This is a genomic window from Martinezella rhizogenes, from assembly GCF_007002745.1.
GTDB classification, from domain to species: Bacteria; Pseudomonadota; Alphaproteobacteria; order Rhizobiales; family Rhizobiaceae; genus Agrobacterium; species Agrobacterium cucumeris.
On the sequence record NZ_SGNY01000009.1, the window covers coordinates 58,318 to 69,123 of the forward strand.

The window sequence follows — 10,806 nt, forward strand, 5'->3', positions numbered from 1 at the left end:
AGGAGGCATCCCATGAAAACGGGAGCACTCAGGACGAATGACGTCGAATCCGACGAAATTACTGATTTTAATAGAGAATTTTTGTTTACCTCCGGCACTGGGCAGTTGCGGGCCGAAGGAATTCGCGAAAGGATAACGCTTCCAGCCCGCGGTGGCGAAGACACGGCAAGCCCTTTACAGCAGGCGATTAAGGGCGCTTTCGAACGGGCACGCCGGGCTGGACAGGACAATCCGATCGCGATTGGCGCAATCCCCTTCGATGTCAGCGAACCATCATGCCTTTACGTCCCCAACAACCATGAGTGGAGTCCGCGCGACGCGGTTCCGGTCGCCACTGATTCGGCCATGCCGGCGCTTGTCGGCCAGAACAGCCTGCCGGACGAGGCCGGTTTCAAACATGCCGTCGAGCATGCCATTCTCAATTTCCGCCATTCCGAAGTACGCAAGGCGGTGCTTTCCGTCATGCGTGAACTGACCTTCGCCTCCGAGGTCAATGTCGAGAGATTGCTGGCCAGCCTCGCCAAGCAGAATCGCGAGGGTTACCAGTTCCGTATTCCGCTTCCGGAGGGCGGCGACCTGATCGGCGTCAGCCCGGAACTGCTCATCCGCAAGCAGGGTGAGAAGATCATCTCGAACCCCCTGGCCGGATCTGCGAAACGCATGACCGACCCGGTGGCGGACAAAGCCAATGCGGACCGGCTTTCGGAGTCGGAAAAGGACCACTACGAGCATAGTCTGGTCATCGAGGATATCCGCTCGCTGCTTTCGCCATGCTGCGCGGAACTCGACGTTCCGGAAAAACCCTCCCTCATCAATACGGCCGCGCTCTGGCACCTTTCGACGCGTATCGAAGGCCGTCTTGCCGACCCGGAAACCAACGCGCTGCAACTGGCGTGCCTGCTGCACCCGACACCGGCCGTTTGCGGTTTCCCGACCGAACGCGCCCATCGCCTCATCCGTTTCGTCGAACCTTTCGAGCGTGGCCTGTTCACCGGCATGGTGGGCTGGACGGATGCGCAGGGTAACGGCGAATGGGTAGTGACGATCCGCTGCGGCACCGTGCAGCACCAGACCGTGCGGCTTTTCGCCGGCGCCGGCATCGTGGAGGCCTCGGAACCCGAATCCGAATGGGCCGAGGTGCAGACCAAGCTCAAAACCATGCTGAATGCCTGCGGTCTTTCCGCCTGAGCGCGACCGAACTTTCCCCGGGGATAACCATGACAATCGAATTTGAACGCTGGCCCGACGACCTGGCGCGCCTATACCGCGAGCGCGGCTATTGGATCGACAGGCCATTGAGCCGCATCCTCACCGAACAGGTGCAGCGCCAGCCGGATGCGACGGCGCTGATCTGCGGTGAGCGCCGCTTCACCTATGCCGAACTCGACCGGCAATCCTCCAATCTCGCAGGCCATCTTGCGGCGGCAGGCATCGGCAAGGGCGACACGGCGCTGGTGCAATTGCCTAACATCGCCGAGTTTTATCTCGTCTTTTTTGCACTGATCAAAATCGGCGCGGCACCCGTCAACGCGCTCTTCAGCCACCGCCGGCTGGAAATGACCTCCTATGCGGAACAGATCGCGCCCAAACTGGTGATTGCCTCGCGCAGCCATGAGCTTTTCGCCAGTGACGCGTTTCTGGACGGGCTTAAGGCTTCCTCTCCGCAGCTCTCCCTGACCCTGTTGCTGGGCGCGACGGAGCCGCAACGCAGCCTTGAACGGATGCTTGCCGCGCCTGCGGAAAATCCGCCGGCCTACGCCCCTTCGGCGGCAGACGAGGTGGCGCTGTTCCAGCTCTCCGGCGGCAGCACCGGAACGCCGAAACTGATCCCCCGGACGCATAACGATTACGATTACAGCGCCCGGGCCAGCGCGGAGATTTGCGAACTCTCGCCGCAAACCCGTTTTCTTTGCGCCATTCCGGTGGCTCATAATTACCCAATGAGTTCACCCGGCGCGCTCGGTGTATTTCACGCCGGCGGCACGGTGGTCATGGCCGCCAATCCTGAGCCGCTTGCCTGCTTCGATCTCATCGAAAAACACGGCATCGACATGGTGCCGCTGGTACCGCCGGCCGTGGCATTGTGGTTGCAGGCAGCACCCGCACATCGCCAAAGGCTGAAATCCCTCAGGCTGTTGCAGGTTGGTGGCGCAAGCTTCGCCGAAGCGCTGGCCCGCCAGGTGCCGGAGGTGCTGGGTTGCGCGCTGCAGCAGGTCTTCGGCATGGCCGAAGGTCTGGTGAACTATACCCGCGCCGGTGATGCAGACCATCTCGTCTTCACCACTCAGGGGCGGCCGATCAGCCCGGATGACGAAATCCGCATCGTTGACGAGGATGGCAATGATGTGCCCGAAGGCGAGGCCGGCATGCTGGCAACCCGCGGCCCCTATACGTTCCGGGGCTATTACCGCGCGCCAGAACACAGCGCCCGGGTCTTCGACAAACAGGGCTTTTATTACTCCGGCGATGTGGTGCAGCGCACGCCCGAAGGGTATCTGCGGGTCGTCGGCCGGGTGAAGGACCAGATCAACCGCGGCGGCGAAAAGGTTGCCTCGGAAGAGGTGGAAAACCTGATCCTGCGGCATCCTGATGTGACGCATGCCGCACTTGTGGCGATGCAGGACGAACTTCTCGGCGAGAAAAGCTGCGTCTTCGTCGTCTCGCGCAATCCCGCGCTGAAAGCGCCGGCCATCCGCCAGCATCTCGCCGCCCTCGGCGTCGCGGATTACAAGCTGCCAGACCGGGTGCGTTTCATCGAGGCCATGCCGCTTACCGCCGTCGGCAAGATCGACAAGAAACACCTGCGCGACCTGCTTGCGGCGCCCCCTGTCGCCGTCAGTGCCTGACACGCGCTCTTTTCGAAAGGGACGCTCGACAGGGCGTCCCAAATCACTATGCGCCGCCCGGCGCGCCAAACCACCGAGGTCTTCATGACGATCCCCACTATTTCCGATTATCCGATGCCGGTTGCCGCCAGCTTTCCGGCCAACAAGACAAAATGGCAGCCTGACGCAAAACGCGCCGTACTGCTCATCCACGACATGCAGCGTTATTTCCTGCGGTTCTACGAGGCCGACGGCAAGCTGATGACGACCCTCATCGATAATCTCGCGAAGGTGAAGGCATGGGCGGTTCAAAACGGCGTACCCGTTATCTATACCGCCCAGCCGCATGATCAGCCGCCGGGCGACCGCGCGCTGCTGAACGACATGTGGGGACCGGGCCTCACCGTCGTGGACCCGGAACTGCAGAAGGTGGTGGATAAGCTCGCCCCGACACCTGATGACGTGGTGCTGACCAAATGGCGCTACAGCGCCTTCCAGCGTTCCGATCTTGCCGAACGCATGAAGGGCTGGGGCCGCGACCAGATCATTGTCGGCGGCGTTTACGCCCATATCGGCTGCATGATGACGGCGGTCGAAGCTTTCATGAAGGATATCCAGCCCTTCATGATCGGCGACGGGGTTGCCGATTTTTCGGAGGCCGAGCACCGCATGGCGCTGCAATATGTGGCGACACGCTGCGGCGTGGTGATCGACACAGCAAGCCTTGTCGGCGCCGGAGAGACTGCCGACACCCGCGAATGGCTGAAAGCCCGTGTCCTGCAGCTTGTGGAAGACGAAAGCGATATCGACCCCGACGAAAACCTGATTTTCTACGGGCTGGATTCACTGCAGGTCATGAAACTCGCCGGCGAGCTGAAGGAACGCGGCGTTACCGTCGGCTTCGATGAGCTGGCGCGTGTGCCCACACTTTCCGCCTGGTGGACACTGATCGAAGAAAAGCGGCTTGCAGCCTGAGCGGACGGACAAGATGACGCAACAGAGATTTACCGGGCGGCGTGTGCTGGTGACGGGCACGGCCCAGGGCATTGGTCGCCGCATCGCCGAACGTTTCATCGAGGAAGGGGCCGAAGTCATCGGCCTCGACCTACTGGCCGGCACAGAGGAAGCACCATTCCGCCAGATTGCCCTCGATATCACCGACGCCGCGGCGGTGGAGGGAGTATGCAAGGCAATCGAAAGCGAATGGGGCGGTCTTGATATCCTCGTCAACGCCGCAGGCATTTTGCGGCTTGGCGACAGCGAAAGCCTGACGCCGGAGGACTGGAAAGCCTGCATGGATGTCAATGCCGCAGGCCCGTTCCATCTGCTGCGGCAATGGAGTGGCGCCTTCAAACGGCAGCGGCGTGGCGCGATCGTCAATGTCGGCTCCAATGCAGCCGTGGTGCCGCGCATCGGCATGATGGCTTATTGCGCTTCCAAGGCGGCGCTGGTCAGCCTCAGCCATTGCGCCGCCCTAGAGCTTGCGCCCTATGGCGTGCGCTGCAACGTGGTCTCGCCCGGCTCTACCGATACGCCGATGCTGGCCGGCATGCTGAGCGATCCCACCGGCAAGGAACGGCTCGTCGCCGGCCTGCCGGAGCAGTTCAAGCTCGGCATTCCGCTTGGCAAGATTGCAAGACCGGATGATATAGCCGATACGGTGCTGTTTCTCGCCTCCGATCAGGCTGGCCACGTGACGATGCAGCAGATCGTGGTTGATGGCGGCGCAACGCTCGCGGCCTGATCTTGTCGGCGTAGTGAGGGACAGATATGGCGATCATGCCGGCATTGCATAACGAGACTGTTTCCGGAAACCAGCCGGAAGCCGTCTGGCCGTGGCCGGATGACAGCAGCGATTGCCATTGCCTCACCCTTCGTTACAGCCCCGACGACGAAACCGGTGGCAGCATCGCCCCTGCCCTGCCCGCACAGCTGCTGCGGGCGGTGCCGAGACGCAAGGCAGAGTTTCTGGCGGGACGCAGATGCGCGGCGGAAGCCATACGCCGCCTTACCGGCCACGCATCATTTCCCGGAATGGGAGAGGACCGCGCGCCGATCTGGCCCGACGGGGTGGTCGGCGCGATTTCTCATAGCAGTGATCAGGCAATTGCCCTTGCCGGCTCCAGCAGCAGGTTTCTCGGCATCGGCATCGATATCGAGAAACGCCTGAGCGAAGAAGAAGCCCGCGATATTGCTTCGCAGACCTTGACGGCGCATGAGCTTCACAGCCTTGGAAACATTGTCGATCCCTTCATGACCGGGCTCATTTTTTCGGCCAAGGAGAGCCTGTTCAAGGCGCTTTATCCGACGGTGAAACGGCTTTTCTTTTTCGAAGCAGCCGAATTATCCGCTTACGACGCGGATGGCTCGGGGTCGCTTCGCCTGACCGCCGACCTCACCGGTAATTGGCTTGAGGGAACGGAGATCGCCTTCCGCTTTGGCCATTTCGAAGACCTCCTGCTCACCCGCATCCTTCTCCCGCAATGAGGGCAAAACAACCGTTTCTGTTCCGATAAACTCATATTTAAAGCCACTCCTCCCGTCATCCGTGTGAAATACTCAAACGGTACGCAGCTTGTTGGAATGATTCCAAACATGCAACGGTGGAGACACGACATGACCGACATCGACACGAGCAAGCTGTCCTGGGACGAATGGGATGAACTGCAAAACCCGCTGCCGGCCGAAACCGATTTCGACCGCGTGGTCGAAACCGCGATTTCCCGCCGCGGTTTCCTCGGCGGTGTGCTGGCCTTCGGCTCGGCCGCAGCTGCCATGGGCACGCTCGGCAACCTGATGGCAAGCACTTCGGCCGAAGCGCAGGAAGCCGCCGCTGGCCGCCTCCCCTTCAAGCCGGTGGCGGCCGCAACCGACCACACCATTCACGTGCCGGAAGGTTACAGCTGGAAGCCGGTTGCCAAATGGGGCCAGCCGCTGTTTTCCAACGTTCCCGATCTCGACCCGGCCAAGGGTGTCAGCGTTGAAAACTCCGACAAGGTCTTTGGTGAAAATACCGATGGCATGGAACTCTTCATGGTCGGCGCCCATCAGCTGATCGCCGTCAACCATGAATATGTGAACCCTGAAATCAACCTGCCGCACGCGGACAAGGGCAACCCGAAGACGGCCGATGACGTGAAGATCCTGCAGAACATGCAGGGCGTTACCGTCATGGAAGTGGCGGAAGGCAACGAGGGCTGGGAAATCGTTCTCGACAGCCCGTTCAACCGCCGTATCCACCACAACACGCCGATGAAGCTTTCCGGCCCGGCCGCAAGCTCCGAGCTCGTCAAGACCGCCGCCGATCCCGACGGTATCGACTGTCTCGGGACCTTCAACAATTGCGGCGCAGGCCGCACGCCCTGGGGCACCTACCTCACCTGCGAAGAAAACTTCAACGGCTATTTCGGCACCACCGATGCCGCCTTCAAGCTGCCTGATGACTACAAGCGTTACGGCATCGTGGCCGAAACTCGCTACGCCTATGAGAAGTTCGACGCGCGTTTCGACGTTGCCAAGAACCCGAACGAGCCGCGCCGCGCCGGTTACGTGGTCGAGATCGATCCTTCGGACGCCTCCTCCACCCCTATCAAACGCACCGCGCTTGGCCGCATCAAGCACGAAAACGCCGCCGTGGTGATTGCCCGTGACGGCCGCGTCGTCGTTTACATGGGTGACGACGAGCGTGGCGAATTCCTCTACAAATTTGTCTCCAACGGCATTTACGTGCCGGGCGGCGACACCTCCAGGCTGCTCGACGAAGGCACGCTTTATGTCGCCAAGTTCGCCGATGACGGCGCAGGCGAATGGGTGGCTCTGACGCCTGAAAGCACCGGCATGAAGATCGACGAAATCTGCGTCTTCACCCGCCAGGCCGCCTCCAAGGTGGGTGCGACCACCATGGACCGTCCGGAATGGGTCGCCATCAACCCGGTCGCGATCGAAGCCTATTGCGCGCTGACCAACAATAGCCGCCGCGGCGAAGTCAAAGAAGGCAAGCTGCGTTCCAACGCCGGCGGCGACGCCATGGCCATCAATGCCGCCAACCCGCGCGAGAAGAACGAATACGGCCAGATCGTGCGCTGGTATCCGGAAAATGACGACCACGCGGATGCAAAGTTCAAGTGGGACCTGTTCTGCATGGCCGGCAATCCTTCCGTGCACAAGGACGCCTTTGCCGGCTCCTCGAACATCAACGAAGGCAACATGTTCAACTCGCCCGACGGCATGATGTTCGACAGTACCGGTCTCCTCTGGATCCAGACCGACGGCGAGGACAGCAACGAAGGCAACTTCGCCGGCCAGGGCAACAACCAGATGCTGGCGGGCGACCCGGCCACCGGCCGTATCGAGCGTTTCCTGACGGCGCCTAAGGGTTCCGAAGTCACCGGCCAGACCTGGTCCGGCGACAAGCGCACCCACTTCGTCGGCATCCAGCACCCCGACGCCCCCTTCCCGGATGGCGAAGGCAAGCTGCCACGCTCGGCCGTCATCGCCATCAAGCGTGACGATAACGCGCAGATCGGCTGACATTTTCGTGCGAACGGAACCGGATTGCCATAGATCGCAATCCGGTCCCGCAATAAAAAGCACCGTGCGCCTGATGGGCGCACGGTGTAAGGCTGACGATAAGTACGAGCAGCCTTGTCGTCATGCCGATCTCAAACCGGCTCCAGTTGCGACGCGCCTGCGCCACGAGACTATTTTCTCCTGCAACCGACGACTTGATCACCCTGCCGTACCCGCTTCGCGATGACGGAGATGCATGCGGATATTGCGGATCAGCTCGAAGCCCGGGCTTTGCAGGGCGCCGCCAGCCGTTCGCCACCGCATATGCGAAGGACACACAGCCTTTATAGACCGTCTCCATTTTGGTTCCGTGCCGCGGCCTCTTATACCTCGCGGAACGTCCGGTTGGCCTGGTCGAGCAGGGGTTTGAGAAAATACGACAAAACGCTTCTCTCGCCGGTGGTGATAAAGGCCTCCACCGGCATGCCGGGCATCAGGCTGAATTCCCCAAGCCGCTTTATCTGCTCCGGAGAGGTTGCGACACGCACCACGTAATGGCTGGCACCCGTTCGCTGATCCACCGTAACATCCGCAGAAATGCGCTCCACCGTTCCGGTGATTTCCGGCGTGGTCTTCTGATTGAAGGCAGAGAAACGCAGGTTTGTCCGCTGACCATAATAGATCTGGTCGATATCCTGCGGCGCAACCTTGGCCTCGACCACCAGCTTGTCGACCTCAGGAACAATCATCATGATCGGCTCACCGGGTGCCACGACTCCGCCGACGGTGTGCACTGAAAGCTGATGCACGACACCATCCTGCGGCGCGATGATATCGACACGTTTCAGCTGGTCTTCAGCCGCCACGCGCCGCTCGACATATTCGCCGATGCGGGCTTCCATTTCACGCAGGTCCGAGCCGACTTCTTCCGACCATTGCTCATCAACCTGGAGAATCTGCAGTGCCGTTTCACTGATCTTCGCCTCGACGCCGCCAATGCCCGCCATCAGCCGGCCGATATCCCCTTCGACATCCGTCGCCTGACGCTCCAGCGTGCTGAGCCGGCTTCTTTCCATCAGGCCCCTTTCATGCAGGGAGCGAAAGCGGTTCAATTCCTCATCGACCATCCCTTGCTCGCGGAAATTCGCTGCCCGCTCGGCTTCCATGCCGGTTATCTCATCACGAAGCTGCCGCACGCGCTGTTCGAGCTGGCTTTTTTTGCTCTCGCGGACAGCCTTGCGGGTGTCATAAAGACGCTGCTCCGCGTTCATCATCGCGGCAATCTCTGCGTCATCGGCCCGAACAAGCAAAGCCTGCGGAAACACCACGCTGACGGCCCGGTCGCGCTCACTTTCAAGCCGCGCCTTGCGGGCGGTGAATTGATCGAGGCTTTTGACAACGATGGCCAGATTGGCCTTGGTCATTGTCGCATCGATGCGCATCACCACATCACCGGCCTTCACCCGATCGCCGTCGCGCACCATCAGCTCGCTGACGACGCCACCCACCGGATGCTGGACTTTCTTAAGGCTGGTTTCAACCACCAGCGATCCCTGCGCAATCACCGCGCCGACGATCTCCGTGCCAACCGCCCAGCCGCCGAACAGGCCTGTCAGCGTCAGAAATCCGAGACCTCCGACAACAAGGTGATTGCGGATCGAGCGCCTGAGTGTCTGCCATTCATCCATTTTCAAGCCTTTCCTGTTTCCGCCGCCTGCACGACCTTAAGCGCGCCTGCCGTGCCGCCAACCGGGCGCAGCACCTTGGCAAGCACCTCCTCTTTCGGACCGAAAGCCTGCTGTCGTCCGTCGGCAAGCATCAGCACCTTGTCCACTGCAAAAAGCGCGCTTGGACGGTGGGCGATGATGACGGCCACGCCGCCACGTTCGCGAACCCCGAGAATGGCTGCGGTCAGCGCATCCTCACCCTCTGAATCGAGGTTGGAATTCGGCTCGTCGAGCACCACCAGAAACGGTTCACCATAAAGCGCTCTGGCAAGGGCGATCCGTTGTTTCTGCCCCGCCGACAATTGCCGTCCGGTTTCTCCGACCTCGGTGGAATAACCATCCGGCAGGCTGACGACGAGATCGTGAATTCGGGCCGCGCGCGCCGCCGCGATGATCTTCTCCGAACGCGCTTCCGGATCAAAGGAGGCGATATTTTCGGCGATCGTGCCGTCCAGCAGTTCGACAGATTGCGGCATGTAGCCGATATGGCGGGCCAAGGCCTCCGCCGGCCATTGGTCGAGCGTCGCACCATCCAGCCGGATGGCACCTTTGAGCGGTCGCCAGAGGCCGACGAGAAGCCGCGCCAGTGAACTCTTGCCGGAGCCGCTTGCGCCGATCACACCAAGGGCGCTGCCGGCTGCGAGTGTGAAGACGATGTCCTGCAGCACCGGTTCAGTTGCTTCAGGCGGCATGGCACCCACCCGCTCGACCGAGAGAAGGGCGTGCGGCGCGGGCAGATCCATGCGCGCGGTCCCGTCCGGCAGCAGCGCCAGCGTTTTTTCGAGACGCCGGCGGCTTTGCCGGGCAGCAATGAAACCTTTCCAGTTGGCGATGGCAAGATCGACCGGCGCCAGCGCCCTTGCAGACAGGATGGAACCGGCAATGATGATGCCTGGCGTTGCCTGTTCGTTGATGACGAGCCAGGCACCGACCGCCAGGATGCCGGATTGCAGCAGCATGCGCAGCACCTTGCTTGCCACGCCGAAACCGGAGGCGATATCGCTTGCCGATCTCTGCTCGCGGACATAGGCGCGGTTATCCGCCTGCCAGCGTGCGCGTAGTGGCGAAGCCATTCCCATGACGGAAATAATATCGGCATTACGGCGGCTGGTTTCGGCCAGTCGGTTACGTTTGGCGGAATGGCGCGCCGCCTCTTCCACCGGACGCCGTGACACCAGCTCCGTCATCAGCGTGAAAATCGTTAGAATGGCAGCACCGGCAAGCGCGGTAACACCGAGCCAGAAATGGAAAGCGAAACAGATGGCAATATAAAATGGCAGCCAGGGCAGGTCGAACAACGCCAGCGGCCCGCTGCCGGACAGGAACGAGCGGATCGTATCGAGATCGCGAAGCGGCTGCGCCTGACGGCCACTGACGGGCAGGCGCAGCTGAAGGCCGATAACAGCATCGTAGACCTTCGATGACAGCGCCTGATCGAGACGATCGGAAAGCCGCACCAGCAAACGGCCACGCAGCGCATCAAACAGGCCTTGAAACGCGTAAAGCACCACGACGATGCCGAACAGGGCGACCAGCGTCGGCAGGCTGCGGCTCGGCAGGACGCGGTCATAGACCTCCATCATGAACAGCGAGCCGGTGAGATAAAGAATATTGACCAGAGCGCTCATCAGCCCAATGCCGATGAAAGCGCCGGCACAGCCGGCGAACACACCCTTGATCTGGCGAACATTATTATTGGCAGAGTGAAAACGCATTTTTACTATCCGTTGAGATCGCGATGGCGA

8 protein-coding genes are annotated in these 10,806 nt (G+C 61.2%); 6 read left to right on the top strand and 2 right to left on the bottom strand.

What is annotated here, in order from left to right; all coding sequences use genetic code 11:
- Positions 1–12: 12 nt before the first annotated feature.
- From EXN68_RS22015 to EXN68_RS22040, 6 genes are all read left to right on the top strand, one after another.
- Positions 13–1,188, top strand: coding sequence for an isochorismate synthase (locus EXN68_RS22015; RefSeq protein WP_142842869.1), 1,176 nt, complete (start codon positions 13–15; stop codon positions 1,186–1,188).
- A 29-nt stretch (positions 1,189–1,217) separates the two neighbouring features.
- Complete coding sequence (locus EXN68_RS22020) at positions 1,218–2,846, top strand: (2,3-dihydroxybenzoyl)adenylate synthase (RefSeq protein WP_142842870.1); 1,629 nt, start codon at positions 1,218–1,220, stop codon at positions 2,844–2,846.
- An 84-nt stretch (positions 2,847–2,930) separates the two neighbouring features.
- Complete coding sequence (locus EXN68_RS22025) at positions 2,931–3,800, top strand: isochorismatase (RefSeq protein WP_142842871.1); 870 nt, start codon at positions 2,931–2,933, stop codon at positions 3,798–3,800.
- 13 nt (positions 3,801–3,813) lie between these two features.
- A complete protein-coding gene (gene dhbA, locus EXN68_RS22030; RefSeq protein ID WP_142842872.1) occupies positions 3,814–4,569 on the top strand; it encodes a 2,3-dihydro-2,3-dihydroxybenzoate dehydrogenase in 756 nt (251 codons plus the stop codon).
- 26 nt (positions 4,570–4,595) lie between these two features.
- Entirely contained in the window at positions 4,596–5,312 is a 717-nt protein-coding gene (locus EXN68_RS22035) for a 4'-phosphopantetheinyl transferase family protein (RefSeq protein ID WP_142842873.1), read from the top strand.
- Positions 5,313–5,441: 129 nt separating this feature from the next.
- A complete protein-coding gene (locus EXN68_RS22040; protein ID WP_142842874.1) occupies positions 5,442–7,355 on the top strand; it encodes a PhoX family protein in 1,914 nt (637 codons plus the stop codon).
- Between the two features lie 362 nt (positions 7,356–7,717).
- Here EXN68_RS22040 and EXN68_RS22045 read toward each other — a convergent pair whose 3' ends face one another.
- Positions 7,718–9,022, bottom strand: coding sequence for an HlyD family type I secretion periplasmic adaptor subunit (locus EXN68_RS22045; protein ID WP_142842875.1), 1,305 nt, complete (start codon positions 9,020–9,022; stop codon positions 7,718–7,720).
- Positions 9,023–9,024: 2 nt separating this feature from the next.
- Positions 9,025–10,776: a type I secretion system permease/ATPase gene (locus EXN68_RS22050; RefSeq protein ID WP_142842876.1), complete on the bottom strand. Its 1,752-nt coding sequence runs from the start codon at positions 10,774–10,776 to the stop codon at positions 9,025–9,027.
- Positions 10,777–10,806 lie beyond the last annotated feature (30 nt).

Bases quoted from the DNA above. Each gene is read 5' to 3' on its own strand.
- EXN68_RS22025 (WP_142842871.1), top strand. From the start codon at position 2,931: ATGACGATCCCCACTATTTCCGATTATCCGATGCCGGTTGCCGCCAGC.
- EXN68_RS22040 (WP_142842874.1), top strand. From the start codon at position 5,442: ATGACCGACATCGACACGAGCAAGCTGTCCTGGGACGAATGGGATGAA.
- EXN68_RS22045 (WP_142842875.1), bottom strand. From the start codon at position 9,022: ATGGATGAATGGCAGACACTCAGGCGCTCGATCCGCAATCACCTTGTT.
- EXN68_RS22015 (WP_142842869.1), top strand. From the start codon at position 13: ATGAAAACGGGAGCACTCAGGACGAATGACGTCGAATCCGACGAAATT.
- EXN68_RS22020 (WP_142842870.1), top strand. From the start codon at position 1,218: ATGACAATCGAATTTGAACGCTGGCCCGACGACCTGGCGCGCCTATAC.
- EXN68_RS22035 (WP_142842873.1), top strand. From the start codon at position 4,596: ATGGCGATCATGCCGGCATTGCATAACGAGACTGTTTCCGGAAACCAG.
- dhbA (WP_142842872.1), top strand. From the start codon at position 3,814: ATGACGCAACAGAGATTTACCGGGCGGCGTGTGCTGGTGACGGGCACG.
- EXN68_RS22050 (WP_142842876.1), bottom strand. From the start codon at position 10,776: ATGCGTTTTCACTCTGCCAATAATAATGTTCGCCAGATCAAGGGTGTG.